Genomic DNA, 15,342 nt, shown 5'->3' with positions numbered 1-15,342 from the left:
AGTGCCGTATCAGTGGTTAACGGGCGCATTTTTTCGCCCCGGCGACGCAGAGGATCACCGCGACCGTCACCCCGAGCATGCCCAGGCTGACGTGTTCGTGCAGCAAGGTTGCCGCCAGCGTCAGGCCGAAAAACGGCTGCAGCAATTGCAGTTGGCCAACGGCGGCGATTCCACCCTGGGCGAGGCCGCGGTACCAGAACACAAAACCGATCAACATGCTGAACAGCGACACATACGCCAGGCTGAACCAGGCGGGCGCGCTGATGTTGGCAAAGGTTGCCGGCGCCCGCCACCACGTCACCAGCGCCATGACCGGCAGCGCCAACACCAGCGCCCAGCAAATCACCTGCCAGCCACCCAGCGTCCTGGACAGCTTCGCGCCTTCGGCATAGCCGAGGCCGCAAGCCAGGATCGCCAGCAGCATCAGCAAATCACCCTGGGGCGAAGCGGTCAGGCCTTGGGAGACCGCGAAGCCAACGACCAACAGGCTGCCGAGCACCGAGAACACCCAGAACACCGGTCGGGGCCGCTCGCCACCGCGCAAGACGCCGAACACCGCAGTCGCCAGCGGCAACAGGCCGACGAATACGATGGAATGGGCCGAGGTCACGTACTGCAGCGCCAGTGCCGTCAGCAAGGGAAAGCCGACCACTACACCTGACGCCACGATGGCCAAGGGCAGCAGTTGCTGGCGCGCGGGGCGTTTTTCCTTGAACAGCAGCAACAGGCACAGTGCCAGGATCGCCGCGAGGGTGGCGCGGGCGACGGTGAGGAATACCGGATCGAATTCCAGTACCGCCACCCGCGTTGCTGGCAGCGATCCGCTGAAGATCAGCACGCCGATCAGGCCATTGATCCAGCCGCTGGCATGGCTGTGCAGCGTCTGGTGTTGCAGGTTCGAAGTCCGTTCCATCGCGCTCTCGCTCAAAGTCTGGTTGCACGAAAGCCATCCTATGATCGACTATCGGTACAATCAAAAAATTGTCATGGATACAACTCGACATGCCTCGTTCCCGCTACAAATCCCTGGTAGACGCCTTTGCCGCCGACATCCGCTCCGGTCGCCTGTCGCCCGGCACGCGCTTGCCGACTCACCGGCAGCTCGCCACCGAGCAAGGCCTGGCGCTGGTCACGGCGAGCCGGGTGTACGCCGAGCTTGAGCGCATGGGTCTGGTCAGCGGCGAAACCGGGCGCGGTACCTTTGTCCGGGAGACGTCGCTGCCGCCCGGGCAAGGCATCGCCCAGTCGGTGGTCGCGGCGGGGATGATCGACCTCAACTTCAACTATCCGTCGTTGCCCGGGCAGGCCGATCTGTTGCGCAATGCCCTGCGGCAGCTGGCGTTGTCCGGTGACCTGGAAGCGCTGCTGCGTTACCAGCCCCACGCGGGGCGTCTGCACGAACGGGCCTCGGTGGCGCGGCACCTGATTGAGCGCGGGCTCAACGTGCCGGCCGAACAGGTCATGATCGTCAGTGGCGCCCAGCACGGTCTGGCGGTGACCTTGATGACCTTGCTCAAGCCCGGCGATGTGATCGCTGCTGATGCGTTGACATACCCCGGTTTCAAGACACTGGCCGAAACCCTGCATCTGGAGCTGTTGCCCATTCCGGTCACGGACAAGGGCCCTGATCTGGCTGCCCTCGAAGCCTTGTGCCGGACCCGTTCGGTTCGGGCTCTGTACACGATGCCAACGCTGCACAACCCCTTGGGCTGGGTGATGGCCGCCGACCAGCGGGAGCAGTTGGTGTCGATCGCACGCAAGCATGATCTGAAGATCATCGAAGACGCGGCCTACGCCTTTCTGGCCGAAGACGTTCCGCCACCCCTGGCGTCGATGGCGCCGGAAAGGACGGTGTACGTTTCAGGCCTGTCGAAGAATATCGCCACCGGCTTGCGCGTCGGATTCATTGCCGCGCCCGCGCCCTGGGTCGCGGCCTTCGAGCGCACGATCATGGCGACCACCTGGAACACGCCCGGCGTGATGACCGCCATCGCCTGCGCCTGGCTCGACGACGGCACCGTCCTCAAGCTCGAAGCACAGAAGCGTGCGGACGCCCAGGCCAGGCAGGCCCTGGCGCGCAGGGAGCTGGCGGGACTCAGGACCGTCACTCATCCGTCTTCCTATTTCATCTGGCTGCCACTGACCGACGATGCCCGCGCCGACCAGATCGCCATGGCCTTGATGCGCGAGCAGGTCTCGGTCTCGCCGGCCGACCCCTTTGCGATCTCGGCCCATGTACCCCACGCGATCCGCCTGGCGCTGGGCTCGGTGGACATGGACTCGCTGCGCCAGGCGCTGGTGAAAGTGAAAAGGGTGGTCGGCTTTTACGCCTAGGGCAGTTTTCTTCAATACGCACGCCAGCAGGCGCTTTACCTTGGGGCCTGGTTCAACTGACAGGAACAGGTGTGCGATGAGTCTGATGATGTCCATGGCGGCGTTTGCGTTGGCCGCTTCGATTACGCCGGGGCCGGTGAATATCGTGGCGTTGAGTTCCGGGGCGCGCTTCGGCTTTCGTGCCAGTCAGCGGCATGTGGCCGGGGCGACCCTGGGCTTTGTGTTGCTTCTGGTGTTGATGGGGCTGGGGTTGCATGAGGTGTTGCGACTGTGGCCGGCGATGACCCGGGTGGTGCAGTGGGCGGGCGTGGCGTTCCTGTTGTACATGGCGTACAAGCTCGCCGCCGACAATGGGCAGCTTGAGGCGAAGGACGCAAACCGTGCGCCGTCGATGCTGTATGGCGCCGTGATGCAATGGCTCAACCCGAAAGCCTGGCTGGCCTGCGTGGCTGGTATGGGGGCGTTTGTCGCCGATGGCGAGGCGCGGCTGGTCTGGCAATTTGCGGCGGTGTACCTGGTGATTTGCTACCTGTCCGTCGGCTGCTGGGCCTACGCCGGGACGTTTTTGCGCGGCTACCTCGACAACCCGGCGGGCATGCGCTGGTTTAACCGGGTGATGGCGTTGATGCTGGCGGTCAGTGCGGTTTACCTGATTGCCGAATGACGGGCAGGTCTGTTGTGTTGATGTGTATCTGTGGCGAGCGCCCTCGCCACAGGAAGCTCATTGCCATAGCCATAGGGCTCACCCCCGATACTGCCCCGGCGTCGCCGCCAGATGCTGTTTAAACGCCCGTTGAAAGTGCGCCTGATCGGCGAATCCTGCTTCCAGTGCGACATCGGCGATCAACTTGCCATGGCGCAGTTGGTCCCGGGCGAACTGGATGCGCCGGTTGACCAGGAAGGCGTGGGGCGTCATGCCGTAATGCTGCTTGAACGCGCGGATCAGGTAGGACGGTGACAGCTGTGCCGCTTCGCAGATGTCTTCGAGCTTGAGCATTTGCGTGCAGTGATCGCGGATGAAATCGGCGGCGCGTTCCAGTTTGAAGTTCGGTTCGCGCAGCGGTGGATCGGTCGGGTTGAGGCGCAGCTGCACGTCGCTGAAAAACTCCACGGCCGTGCTCTGCTTGCGCAGCACGTCCTGCTGCGGATCGACCAGCACCTCATACAAGGCCTTCAGCCCATCAAACAGGCTGGCGTCGGCAGTGTGGGTGAGGGCAAAGCGGCGAAACGCCAGATCGTCACTGAACCCGAGCTGGTGCTGCAAATCGGTGAGCCACTCAGTTTCGACGTACAGCATCAGGTACGACCAGGGCTGGTCGTCGATTGGATTGCAGGCATGGACATCGCCGGGGTTCATCAGCACCACGGTGCCGGTGCTGACTTCGAACTGCGATTGCTCGTGGATGTAGGTGCTGCGCCCGGCGGTGATGGCGCCGATGGAGAAGTGTTCGTGGGCATGCCGGCTGTAACAGACCTCGCGCCCGTCGGCGATGGAGCGCGCTTCGATGAAGGGCAGGGCATCGTCGCGCCAGAAGCGCGGGGCCTTGTCGCAGGCCTTGGGCGTGGTGAGCTTCATGGTCAGTCCTTGGCAGTTCAGCGTCGGAGTGTATTAGCTCTCGCCATCAAAGGCTCGTTGCAGCGCGGCAATATCGAGTTTTTTCATGTGCATCATCGCCTGCATGGCGCGCTGGGATTTTGCCGTGTCGGGGTCTTTGATCATTTCCATCATTGCCACGGGCACGATTTGCCAGGACACGCCGAACTTGTCCTTGAGCCAGCCGCATTGCTGCGCTTCGACCGGCCCGCCCGCCGACAGGCGTCCCCAGAAATGGTCGACTTCTTCCTGGGTCTGACAATTGACCTGGAACGAGACCGCTTCGTTGAATTTGAAATTCGGGCCCCCGTTGAGGCCGGTAAAGGTCTGCCCGTCGAGTTCAAAGCTGACAGTCATTACCGAACCGACTTCCCGGCCGTGGAATTCCTGGCCGGCCTTGCCGTAATGGGTGATGGCGGTGATTTTTGCATGATCGAAGATCGCACAGTAGAACTTGGCGGCTTCTTCGGCCTGGCCGTCGAACCACAGGCACGGGGTGATTTTGGGTACGTGTAGCATGGCGGGTCTCCCTGGCAGGTTTTTGTGGGCTGGACTATCAGCGTAGCCAGCCTCTGGTCGTCTGGCGGTGCCGTAGATCGACAAGTTCTTCGTGTTTTTTTGGCTGGATATAGTCAATATGACCGCTAAATGAGTCATTAGGACTATTTGGTGCGGTAGTCGGAATGACTCTTCGCGGCGCAGATGGCTGATTTGTCGGGGTTAAAGTTCTGGCACGGGACTTGATACGCCTCATGTACAACTGAATACCTTCAGGAGTACGGAAAATGTTCGACTTTTTCAGCCATCCTCAGAATGTTCTGCACCTCTCGAGCCGTGTGCTCGGCACGGGCCTGGCCATGCTGCTCGCCGGGATCTACGGCGCTTACCTCTATAACGGTCATCTGCCGATCGTTGCGCTGGTCGCCATGCACGCCATGACCATCATCGGGCCAACCCTGCTGAAAGTCGGTTACGTCATGCGCTTGCTGGCCCAGCATCGGTTGAGCAAGCCTGTGGCCAGGGCGCTGGCCTGATGGGCAATTTCGCAGCCAGGCCCGTTTTCAGTCTCGGTTTTCGCCCGTTCTTTCTGGCGGGAGCCGCGTTTGCCGCGCTGGCGGTGGCCATCTGGGGGCTGTGGCTGTACGGCCAATGGCCCGGCGTTGAACCGGTCGGCGGCATGCTCGCCTGGCATCGACACGAAATGCCGTTCGGGTTTGCCGTGGCAATCATTGCCGGCTTTCTGCTGACAGCGGTGCCGAACTGGACGGGACGCCGGGGGCTAAACGGCTGGCCGCTGATCGGGCTGGTGTTGGTGTGGCTGCTGGCGCGACTGGCGTGGCTGATGCCGATTTCTTCTTCGTTGGTCCTGGTATTTCAACCGCCGTTTCTGCCGCTGCTGGCCTGGGTGCTGGGGCGCGATTTGTTGGCGGCAGGTAAACGCGATAACTACCCGATTTTGCTGATGATCAGCTTGCTCGCCGGGTGTCAGGTGATGACGCTGTGGGGGCTGCAGACCCATGACGATGGCTTGCAACGGCGTGGTGTGCTGGCGGCACTGTGGCTGGTGGCGGCGTTGATGAGTGTGATCGGTGGGCGAGTGATCCCGTTCTTCATTCAACGCGGGCTGAATCGTCCGCCCGCGCCTGCGTCCAGCCCGTTGCCGACCCGGGTGCTGCTGGTCAGTGGCTTGCTGGCCGCCGTGAGCGTTGCCGTCGGCCTGAATGACGCGCCAAGGCCATGGTTGTCGCTGTTGTTTGTGCTGATCGGGGTGTTGCACCTGTGGCGGCTGTGGCGCTGGCATGACCGCGCAATGTGGCGGGTGCCTCTGCTGTGGTCGCTATATGTGGCCTATGCCTGGCTGGTCGTGGCGGTCGTGGCGATGGCGTTATGGCACGCCGGGCTGATGCTGCAACAGAGTCTGGCCACCCATGCGCTGGCGGTTGGCGCAATCGGCGGGCTGATTCTGGCGATGATAGCCCGGGTCAGCCTCGGCCATACCGGGCGGCCGCTGCTGCCTTCGAAGGCGATGGTCGCGGGGTTTGCCCTGGTGCTGCTGGCGGGTGTGTCGCGGGTGCTGCTGGTGCCGTTTTCCGGTGTGGGGCTGGGGTTGGCGGCGCTGCTTTGGTGTTCGGCGTTCGGCCTGTTCCTGTTGGGTTATACCGGGGTTTTGCTCAAGCCACGGGTTTAGATATCGGTTGGCGCCGGCCAGCCGGCTCCTGCAGCTCTGCGTTCTGGACGACCGATGGTCGATACGATTCAGCCTGCTGGTCAAATTGCGCTTAGCTGTAAGGATAACCCGGCGCGCGTAGATTCGCTTCACTCCCTTAAAAATCACCTTTCCCAAGACGCGCGCTCTTCAGAACACCTTGAGTCTGAGGACCATCGCAATGCTGACCCTGAACATCAATGGCAAGGACCAGGAACTGGATGTCCCCGCGGACATGCCGTTGCTCTGGGTTCTACGCGACGTTGCGCACCTGACCGGAACCAAATTCGGTTGTGGCATGGCCCAGTGCGGCGCCTGCACCGTGCACATCGACGGCGCGCCGCTGCGCTCGTGCATCACGCCCGCGACGGCCGTGGCCCACGGGCAGAAAATCCTCACCATCGAAGGCCTGTCCACCGACGGCTCGCACCCGGTGCAACAAGCCTGGGCCGAACTCGATGTGGTGCAGTGCGGTTACTGTCAGTCCGGGCAGATCATGTCGGCGGCGGCGCTGCTGGCGAAGATCCCGAAACCGACTGACAGCGACATCGATCAGGCACTGTCCGGCAACATTTGTCGTTGCGGCACCTATCCACGCATTCGCGCCGCGATCAAACGCGCCGCCGAGTTGGGTTGAGGTGGCCATGGACAGCATCACTGCGTTATCCCGTCGTGGTTTCCTCAAGGGCGCCACGGCGCTGGGCGGCGGCCTGGTGGTGGCGTTTGTCATCCCCGGCGCCCATCGGTTTGCCCGGGGCGCGGACAACCAGGGCAACGTGTTCGCACCGAATGCATTCCTGCGCATTGGCAATGACAACAGCGTCACCGTGCTGCTCGGCCATTCGGAAATGGGCCAGGGTATCTGGACCGGCCTGACCATGCTGATCGCTGAAGAGCTGGACGCCGACTGGTCGAAAATCCGCGTCGAACATTCCCCGGCCTCGGCCAAGGACTATGGCCTGGCCGGGTTTGGCGGAATGCAGATCACCGGCGGCTCGACCTCGACCTGGATGGAGTTCGACCGCTACCGCCAGGCCGGTGCCGCCGCGCGATTGATGTTGATCGAGGCCGCAGCCAAGCGTTTCAACGTGGCGCCGTCCGGGATCCGCACCGAATCGGGGATGGTCATTGCCGGTGACCAGCGCGTCAGCTACGGCGAACTGGCCGATGATGCCGGCAAACTGCCGGTGCCGGATCCGGTATCGATCAAGCTGAAGGACGCCAAGGACTGGAAATTCATCGGCAAGCCCACCAAACGCCTGGACACCCCGGAAAAAATCACCGGGCGCGCGAAGTTCGGCATGGACGTGCAATTCGATGGTTTGATGACCGCGATGGTCGCCCGGTCGCCGGTATTCGGCGGCAGCGTCAAATCCTTCGAAGGCGCCGGCGCGCTGGCGATCCCGGGGGTGCTCAAAGTGGTGCAGGTGCCGACCGGCGTGGCGGTGATTGCCGAGCATTACTGGGCGGCCAAGCTGGGGCGCGATGCGCTGACGGTCGAGTGGGACCTGGGGCCGAACACCGGTCTGGACAGTCAAAAACTGCTGGAAAGTTTCCGCAAGCTCGCCGCCACGCCGGGCCTTCCCGCCAGCCAGGCCGGCGACACCCAGGCGGCACTGGCAAAGGCGAGCAAAACCATCGATGTCGAGTACAGCGTGCCGTACCTGGCCCATGCGCCCATGGAGCCGCTGAACTGCACGGTGAAGATCACCCCCGACAAGTGCGAGATCTGGACCGGTACCCAGTTCCAGACCCTCGATCAGATGATCGCCGGGAAAATCACCGGGCTCAAACCGGAGCAGGTGCAAATCCATACCGAATTTCTGGGCGGCGGTTTTGGCCGGCGTGCCAACCCGACTTCGGACTTTGTCGCTGAAGCGGTGCAGGTGGCCAAGGCAGCGGGCGGGCCGGTGAAAACCGTGTGGGCGCGGGAGGACGACATTCGCGGCGGCTATTACCGCTCGGCGTTCCTGCATCGGGCACGTATTGGTCTGGGGGCCGACGGCCTGCCGCTGGCGTGGAAGCATGTGATGGTCGGGCAGTCGATCATGGCAGGCACCTCCCTCGAAGCCGCAATGGTCAAGAACGGCATCGACAAGACCTCGGTCGAAGGCGTGGCGGACAGTCCCTACCTCGAAGGGCTGGCCAATCATCAAGTCGAACTGCATTCGCCGCAAACCGGTATCAGTGTGCTGTGGTTGCGTTCGGTGGGGCACAGTCACACGGCGTTTGTCATGGAGTCGTTGATCGACGAACTGGCGACAGCGGCGGGCAAGGACCCGGTGGAGTATCGCCGTACCTTGCTCAAGGACCATCCGCGACACCTCGGTGTGTTGAACCTGGCGGTGGAGAAAGCCAACTGGAAGGCGCCACTGCCCCAGGGCCACGCCTTGGGTGTGGCGGTGCATGAGTCTTTCGGCAGTTACGTGGCGCAGGTTGCCGAGGTGTCCCAGGACAACCTGGCGATCCGCGTGCATCGGGTGGTGTGCGCGGTGGACTGCGGGATTGCGGTCAACCCGCAGAGCATCGCGGCGCAGATGGAATCGTGCATCACCTTTGGCCTCGGCTTTACCTTGCACAGCAAACTGACCTTCAAGGACGGGCAAGTGGTGCAGTCGAACTACCACGACTATCAGGTGTTGCGGCTCAACGAGATGCCGGTAGTGGAGGTGCATATCCTGCCCAGCAGCGATAAACCCGGTGGCATCGGCGAGGCGGGCGTGCCGCCCACGGCGCCGGCCGTGGCCAACGCGGTGTTTGCCTTGACCGGCCAGCGCCTGCGTGAATTGCCGCTGCAGTTGTCGGGGGTGTGAGATGAAACGACATCACTGGTTGCTGGGCTCGTTATTGCTGATTTGCCTTTTTATCTATGCCACCGAGCTGTTTGCCGATGATCGCGAAGCCTTGAAAGCCTTCGAAACCGTGCAGAAGGTTTTCCAGAGCCCGCGTTGCCAGAACTGCCACATTCCCGGCGATTCGCCGTTGCAGTTCGACGCCGGAAAACCCCATGGGATGAATGTGGTGCGTGGCTTGGATGGCAAGGGCGCAGCCGGGTTGCCCTGCGCGACCTGCCACGCCGAGGCCAATCCACCGCCCAGTTATGGCCCCAAGGCACCACCGGGGGCGCCCCATTGGAGCCTGCCACCGGCGGCGCACAAAATGGCCTGGATTGGCCTGCCACCCGACAAGTTGTGCGCCATGATCAAGGACCGTTCCAGCAACGGCGATCGTGATTTCGCGGCGCTGATCAAGCACGTCAGCGAGGACAAATTGGTGTTGTGGGGCTGGAATCCCGGGGGCAATCGCGAGCCCGTGCCGGTGCCCCACGATATTTTCGTCGAGCAATTCAAGGTGTGGGCGGACGCGGGAGGGCCATGTCCGCTGGGTAGCTGACCAACGGTGCCTCAACCGGGAGTCAAACCGGTTCTGTGCGACTCTAAAGTACATAGTCGCCACAGGAGCAACTTATGCTGATCCCAGGCAAGACTTACCCATCAAGCGTCTGCGCAGACCCTTTGCGCACGCCATTGCAGGAGCGCGAACTGCTTCGCGACCTGGCCCGCCAGGCTGAGCAGGAAGTGATCGGCGTGCAGATGGCGAGCATGGATGAGTTGACGCTGCTGTCCAATCGGCACGGGTTCATTGCATTGGCCCAACTGGGGCTGAACGTCTGCCAGCAACTGGGCCGGCCGGCGACCCTGCTGTTTTTCAACCTCGATGAGTTCAAGCGCATCAACTACCTGTTCGGTCGCGCCGAGGGCGACGATGCCCTGAAAACCTTTGCCGACGTGCTGCGCATTGGCTTCAGGGAAAGTGATGTGATCGGTCGACTGGAAGGCGCCACCTTCGTCGCCTTGCTGACCGGTTCCAGCGCGGTGGACATCAAGGCGATCAAGGCGCGACTCGAAGAAATGCTCGACGAGCGCAACGCCACGGTGCATCGCGGTTATGACATCCGCTTCAGCATGGGGCAGATCGAGTACGACACTGTGCAGCATGGCTCGATTGAAGAGCTTTTGGTTGAGGCGGAATCGGTGTTGGGCCGCTAGAAGTGTATTGGCTGGACTGGCCCCTTCGCGGGCAAGCCCGCTCCCACAGAGGCTTGGTGTACACCGCTCGTGTGAACGACAGAAATCACTGTGGGAGCGGGCTTGCCCGCGAAGGCGTTCTTGCTGTCACCGCTTATTTGGCAAACAACTGCCCGATATCCTTGAACGCCTTGAATTCCAGCGCATTGCCGCAGGGATCAAACAGAAACATGGTCGCCTGCTCACCCACCAGTCCCTGAAAACGAATGCCCGGTTCGATCACAAAGCGCGTCCCCAGCGACTTCAGCCGTTCGGCCAGCGCCTCCCACTCCGTCATGCCCAGTACCACGCCAAAATGCGGCACCGGCACGTCATGGCCGTCCACGGCGTTGGTGTGGGCGGCTTCCTGGGTCGCGTTTTTCGGTGCCAGGTGAATCACTAACTGGTGTCCGAAAAAATTGAAATCGACCCAGTGCTCGCTGGAGCGACCTTCTTCCAGACCGAACACGCTGCCATAGAAGTGCCGCGCGGCCGGCAGGTCATAGACGGGAATGGCGAGGTGAAACGGGGAGAGTTGCATCGGGTGGGCCTCCATCTGCTGAATTCAGGCTGAGTGTAGTCCTGTGCTTTTCGATTAAAAGACGATAGTTTTTGCGCCGAGCTCAAATTATTTCGATCAATCGGGGGCCCTATGCTGCGGGAACTGAAAACCTTTATCGCGGTGACGCGTTACGGCACGTTTGCGGCCGCGGGCCTGCATATCGGCCTGACACAGTCGGCCATCAGTGCGCAGATGCGCAATCTGGAACAGGCCCTCGGCATTCGCTTGTTCGATCGCACCGGACGTCAGGCGCTGCTCAATGCGGCGGGGCAGCGCGCGTTGCCCATGGCCCGCGAGATCCTGGACACCTTCAGCCGCATGGCGGTCAGCGACGATGTCAGCGAATACCGTGGCGAGCTGAAAATCGGCGCGGTGGCCACGGCCCAGACCGGATTGCTGCCCCAGGCGCTGCTGCGTTTGCGTCAGCAAGCGCCGTTGCTGGAGCCGAAACTGGTGCCGGGGGTGTCGCTCAATCTGCTGAGCCAGGTGGACACTGGCGAAGTCGATCTGGCGATCCTGATCAAGCCACCGTTCGACCTGCCCAAGGAACTGTCGGCACAAGTCATTCGCCGCGAGCCCTTTGTTTTGATCGTCCCGGCGGAACTTGAAGGCGACGAGCCGCTGCAGTTGCTCGCCGAGCATCCTCACGTACGCTACGACCGCAACTCGTTCGGTGGACGCCTGGTGACCCGGTTTCTGCGTGAACAGCAGATTGATGTGCAGGTGGCGCTGGAGCTGGATGAGCTGGAAGCCATCGTCAAGATGGTCGAATGCGGTTTGGGGATTTCGCTCCTTCCCGAAGCCGGTTTATGGCTCGAGCACGGGGCGAAGGTCAGGGTGGTCCGCTTGGGTGAGTTGACGTTTTATCGCGAAATTGTGCTGTTGCAGCGCTATGGCCAGCGGACTCAGCCGATTCAGCAGTTGTTTGCAGACTGCCTCATGCACAACCCCCTGTAGGAGCGAGCCTGCTCGCGATGGACTTCAGACCACCCCGTTTCATCCTAACAAAACGCATCATCGTTAACGACCATCGCGAGCAGGCTCGCTCCTACAAAGGGCGTGCCGTCCTGACATCACAGGCACAAAAAACCCGCCTGAAGAGGCGGGTCCTTTTTATCGGCTAACCGAAGATCACTCTTCGATGTTGCCCATGGCCGTGGTGTTGAAGCCACCGTCCACGTACATGATTTCACCGCTGATGCCGGACGCCAGGTCCGAGCACAGGAAGGCGCCGGCGTTGCCGACTTCTTCGATGGTGACGTTGCGACGCAGCGGGGTTTGCGCTTCGTTGGCGGCCAGCATCTTGCGGAAGTTCTTGATGCCGGAAGCGGCGAGGGTACGGATCGGGCCAGCCGATACGCAGTTGACGCGGGTGCCGTCCGGGCCCAGGGAGCCGGCCAGGTAACGTACGCCGGCTTCCAGGGAGGCCTTGGCCATGCCCATGACGTTGTAGTTCGGCATGGTGCGCTCGGCGCCCAGGTACGACAGGGTCAGCAGGCTGCCGTTGCGGCCTTTCATCATCTCGCGACCGGCCTTGGCCAGGGCCACGAAGCTGTAGGCGCTGATGTCGTGAGCGATACGGAAACCTTCACGGGTGGTGGCTTCGGTGAAGTCGCCGTCCAGTTGGTCGCCCGGGGCGAAGCCGACGGAGTGCACGATGCAATCCAGGCCGTCCCACTTCTTGCTCAGCTCTTCGAAAACCTTGGCGATTTCCGCATCGCTGGCCACGTCGCACGGGAAGCACAGCTCAGGGCTCGAACCCCAGCCTTGTGCGAACTCTTCGACACGACCTTTCAGTTTGTCGTTCTGATAAGTGAAGGCAAGCTCAGCGCCCTCGCGATGCATGGCGGCAGCGATGCCGGATGCGATGGACAGCTTGCTGGCGACACCGACGATCAGTACGCGCTTACCGGCGAGAAAACCCATGTGTTGCTCCTCTCTTTCAGGTTATTGCGCAGTGGCTGGAGCCAGGAAAGCGGCTTCCAGCAACTGCTGTGTATACGGATGTTGGGGGGCGGCAAAAATGCTTTGCGCGTCTCCCTGTTCGACCACTTGGCCATGCTTGACCACCATCAGCTGGTGGCTCAGCGCTTTGACGACAGCCAGGTCATGGCTGATAAACAGATACGTCAGGTTGTACTTGCTTTGCAGTGAACGCAAAAGCTCCACCACTTGGCGTTGCACGGTGCGGTCGAGGGCCGAAGTCGGCTCGTCCAGCAGAATCAACGCCGGTTTTAGCACTAATGCCCGGGCAATGGCGATTCTCTGCCGCTGCCCACCGGAAAATTCGTGGGGGTAGCGGTGCCGGGTTTCCGGGTCCAGACCTACCTCCTTGAGTGCCGCAATGATTGCTTGTTCCTGTTCCGCCTCGGTGCCCATCTTGTGGATCCGCAGGCCCTCGCCGACGATCTGGCTCACGCACATGCGCGGGCTCAGGCTGCCGAAGGGGTCCTGAAACACCACCTGCATCTCCCTGCGCAACGGCCGCACCTGTTGTTGCGTCAGGCAGTCTAGCTGTTTGCCTTCAAAACGGATGGCGCCTTTGCTGCCGATCAACCGCAGGATCGCCAGACCCAATGTCGATTTGCCGGAACCGCTTTCTCCCACAATCCCCAGGGTCTGCCCCTGAGGCAGGCTGAAATTGATGCCATCCACCGCCTTGACGTAATCCACCGTCTTTTTCAGCAGGCCTTTCTTGATCGGGAACCAGACTTTCAGGTCCTCGACCGTCAGCAACGGCGGGCCAACCACGTTGGTTGCCGGCGTGCCGCTGGGCTCTGCGGCCAGCAGGATGCGAGTGTACGGATGCTGCGGTGCGCGGAACAACTCTTCGCACGATGCCTGTTCGACGATGCAACCGCGCTGCATGACACATACGCGATGCGCAATTCTTTTCACCAGGTTCAAATCGTGGCTGATCAGCAGCAATGCCATGCCCAGGCGGGCCTGTAATTCCTTGAGCAATTCGAGGATTTTCAGCTGAACGGTTACGTCCAGGGCGGTGGTTGGCTCGTCGGCGATCAGCAGCTCTGGCTCGTTGGCCAGGGCCATGGCGATCATCACGCGCTGACGTTGACCGCCGGACAACTCATGGGGCAGGGCCTTGAGGCGCTTGTGCGGCTCGGGGATGCCGACCATTTCCAGCAGCTCCAGGGTACGCTTGGTCGCGACTTTACCAATCAGCCCCTTGTGGATGCCCAGTACCTCGTTGATCTGTTTCTCGATCGAGTGCAGCGGGTTGAGCGAGGTCATCGGCTCCTGGAAGATCATCGCGATCCGGTTGCCGCGGATGTGCCGGATGGTTTTTTCTTTCAGGCTCAGCAGATCCTGCCCGGAATAGGCGATGGTGCCCGATGGATGCCGCGCGAGCGGGTAGGGCAGCAGACGCAGGATCGAGTGGGCGGTCACCGATTTGCCGGACCCGCTTTCGCCCACCAGGGCCAGGGTTTCACCGCGTTTGATGTCGAAGCTGACCCCTTCGACCACGCGCTGGCAGTGGTCGCCGACGACGAATTCGACGGCGAGGTCGCGCACTTCGATCAGATTGTCCTGATTCATTTCACTTCCTCGGGTCGAAGGCATCGCGAGCGGACTCGCCGATAAACACCAGCAAACTCAACATCAAGGCCAGCACCGCAAACGCGCTCATGCCGAGCCAGGGCGCCTGCAGGTTGGATTTGCCCTGGGCCACCAGTTCACCCAGGGACGGGCTGCCCGCCGGCAGGCCGAAGCCGAGGAAATCCAGGGCGGTCAGGGTACCGATGGCGCCGGTCAGGATGAACGGCATGAAGGTCATGGTCGAGACCATGGCGTTGGGCAGGATATGGCGGAACATGATCGCACCGTTTTGCATGCCCAGGGCCCGGGCCGCGCGCACGTATTCCAGATTACGCCCGCGCAGGAATTCGGCGCGCACCACGTCCACCAGGCTCATCCAGGAAAACAGCAGCATGATGCCCAGCAACCACCAGAAATTCGGCTGGACGAAACTGGCCAGGATGATCAGCAGATAGAGCACCGGCAACCCGGACCAGATTTCCAGGAACCGCTGGCCGGCCAGATCGACCCAGCCACCGTAGAACCCCTGCAAGGCACCGGCGATGACGCCGATCAGCGAACTGAACAGGGTCAGCGTCAGGGCAAACAACACCGAAATGCGGAAGCCGTAGATCACCCGAGCCAGCACGTCACGACCCTGGTCGTCGGTGCCGAGGAGGTTATCGGTCGACGGGGGGGCCGGTGCCGGCACTTTCAGGTCGTAATTGATGCTCTGGTAGCTGTAGGGAATCGGCGCCCACAACACCCAGGCGTCCTTGGCCTTGAGCAGTTCGCGGATGTACGGGCTCTTGTAGTTGGCCTCCAGCGGGAATTCGCCACCAAAGGTGGTTTCCGGGTAGCGCTTGAGCGCCGGGAAGTACCAGTGGTTGTCGTAATGCACCACCAGGGGTTTGTCATTGGCGATCAATTCGGCGCCAAGGCTGGCACCGAACAGGATCAGAAACAGCCAAAGCGACCACCAGCCACGCTTGTTGGCCTTGAACAGCTCGAAACGGCGGCGATTGAGCGGGGACAGGTTCAT

The 15,342-nt window shown here is 61.9% G+C and carries 16 protein-coding genes; 9 read left to right on the top strand and 7 right to left on the bottom strand.

The genetic code is table 11. From position 1 onward, the window contains the following. Positions 1-16: 16 nt before the first annotated feature. Entirely contained in the window at positions 17-913 is an 897-nt protein-coding gene (locus ACVWYU_RS05850) for a DMT family transporter (RefSeq protein WP_247258218.1), read from the bottom strand. Positions 914-1,002: 89 nt separating this feature from the next. Between ACVWYU_RS05850 and ACVWYU_RS05845 the strand changes: the two genes are divergently transcribed. Together ACVWYU_RS05845 and ACVWYU_RS05840 are read left to right on the top strand one after the other, a co-directional pair. Then, positions 1,003-2,334 carry an aminotransferase-like domain-containing protein gene (locus tag ACVWYU_RS05845; RefSeq protein WP_457372192.1) on the top strand — a complete coding sequence of 444 codons (1,332 nt, stop codon included), beginning with the start codon at positions 1,003-1,005 and terminating at the stop codon, positions 2,332-2,334. Positions 2,335-2,410: 76 nt separating this feature from the next. After that, positions 2,411-2,998 (top strand): LysE family translocator, encoded by a 588-nt coding sequence (locus tag ACVWYU_RS05840; protein ID WP_090320770.1) that lies wholly within the window; start codon positions 2,411-2,413, stop codon positions 2,996-2,998. A gap of 78 nt (positions 2,999-3,076) precedes the next feature. Here the strand turns inward: ACVWYU_RS05840 and ACVWYU_RS05835 are convergent, their stop codons facing one another. Both ACVWYU_RS05835 and ACVWYU_RS05830 read right to left on the bottom strand, forming a co-directional pair. Next, a complete protein-coding gene (locus ACVWYU_RS05835) occupies positions 3,077-3,910 on the bottom strand; it encodes a helix-turn-helix domain-containing protein (protein WP_457372191.1) in 834 nt (277 codons plus the stop codon). Positions 3,911-3,943: 33 nt separating this feature from the next. Then, complete coding sequence (locus ACVWYU_RS05830) at positions 3,944-4,447, bottom strand: VOC family protein (protein WP_247258221.1); 504 nt, start codon at positions 4,445-4,447, stop codon at positions 3,944-3,946. 266 nt (positions 4,448-4,713) lie between these two features. Here ACVWYU_RS05830 and ACVWYU_RS05825 point away from each other — a divergent pair, with 266 nt between their 5' ends. The 6 genes from ACVWYU_RS05825 (at position 4,714) to ACVWYU_RS05800 (ending at position 10,183) form a co-directional block, all read left to right on the top strand. Then, a complete protein-coding gene (locus ACVWYU_RS05825) occupies positions 4,714-4,962 on the top strand; it encodes a transmembrane sensor/regulator PpyR (RefSeq protein ID WP_090320782.1) in 249 nt (82 codons plus the stop codon). Continuing rightward, on the top strand, positions 4,962-6,116 hold the full coding sequence (locus tag ACVWYU_RS05820) for an NnrS family protein (protein ID WP_457372190.1): 1,155 nt from the start codon (positions 4,962-4,964) through the stop codon (positions 6,114-6,116). Before ACVWYU_RS05825 ends, ACVWYU_RS05820 begins: the two co-directional genes overlap by 1 nt. A 199-nt stretch (positions 6,117-6,315) precedes the next feature. Next, positions 6,316-6,771: a (2Fe-2S)-binding protein gene (locus ACVWYU_RS05815; RefSeq protein WP_090320788.1), complete on the top strand. Its 456-nt coding sequence runs from the start codon at positions 6,316-6,318 to the stop codon at positions 6,769-6,771. Between the two features lie 7 nt (positions 6,772-6,778). Then, positions 6,779-8,947: a molybdopterin cofactor-binding domain-containing protein gene (locus ACVWYU_RS05810; RefSeq protein ID WP_457372189.1), complete on the top strand. Its 2,169-nt coding sequence runs from the start codon at positions 6,779-6,781 to the stop codon at positions 8,945-8,947. Position 8,948: 1 nt separating this feature from the next. Then, positions 8,949-9,527 (top strand): hypothetical protein, encoded by a 579-nt coding sequence (locus ACVWYU_RS05805; protein ID WP_247258224.1) that lies wholly within the window; start codon positions 8,949-8,951, stop codon positions 9,525-9,527. A gap of 74 nt (positions 9,528-9,601) precedes the next feature. Beyond that, on the top strand, positions 9,602-10,183 hold the full coding sequence (locus tag ACVWYU_RS05800; RefSeq protein WP_247258225.1) for a GGDEF domain-containing protein: 582 nt from the start codon (positions 9,602-9,604) through the stop codon (positions 10,181-10,183). Positions 10,184-10,316: 133 nt separating this feature from the next. Here ACVWYU_RS05800 and ACVWYU_RS05795 read toward each other — a convergent pair whose 3' ends face one another. Further along, positions 10,317-10,742: a VOC family protein gene (locus ACVWYU_RS05795; protein WP_130210701.1), complete on the bottom strand. Its 426-nt coding sequence runs from the start codon at positions 10,740-10,742 to the stop codon at positions 10,317-10,319. Positions 10,743-10,853: 111 nt separating this feature from the next. Between ACVWYU_RS05795 and ACVWYU_RS05790 the strand changes: the two genes are divergently transcribed. After that, positions 10,854-11,720 carry a LysR family transcriptional regulator gene (locus ACVWYU_RS05790; protein ID WP_457372188.1) on the top strand — a complete coding sequence of 289 codons (867 nt, stop codon included), beginning with the start codon at positions 10,854-10,856 and terminating at the stop codon, positions 11,718-11,720. Positions 11,721-11,894: 174 nt separating this feature from the next. Here the strand turns inward: ACVWYU_RS05790 and fabI are convergent, their stop codons facing one another. The 3 genes from fabI to ACVWYU_RS05775 are packed head-to-tail and all read right to left on the bottom strand — an operon-like array spanning position 11,895 to position 15,342. Then, complete coding sequence (fabI, locus tag ACVWYU_RS05785; RefSeq protein WP_007937760.1) at positions 11,895-12,689, bottom strand: enoyl-ACP reductase FabI; 795 nt, start codon at positions 12,687-12,689, stop codon at positions 11,895-11,897. A gap of 21 nt (positions 12,690-12,710) precedes the next feature. Then, positions 12,711-14,321 carry an ABC transporter ATP-binding protein gene (locus ACVWYU_RS05780; protein ID WP_457372187.1) on the bottom strand — a complete coding sequence of 537 codons (1,611 nt, stop codon included), beginning with the start codon at positions 14,319-14,321 and terminating at the stop codon, positions 12,711-12,713. A 1-nt stretch (position 14,322) separates the two neighbouring features. Beyond that, the gene (locus ACVWYU_RS05775) at positions 14,323-15,342 is read right to left on the bottom strand and encodes an ABC transporter permease (protein ID WP_247255739.1); all 1,020 of its coding nucleotides are present in this window, start codon (positions 15,340-15,342) and stop codon (positions 14,323-14,325) included.

Source organism: Pseudomonas sp. TE12234, assembly GCF_054061835.1.
This window is presented reverse-complemented; position numbering and strand designations above follow the sequence as displayed.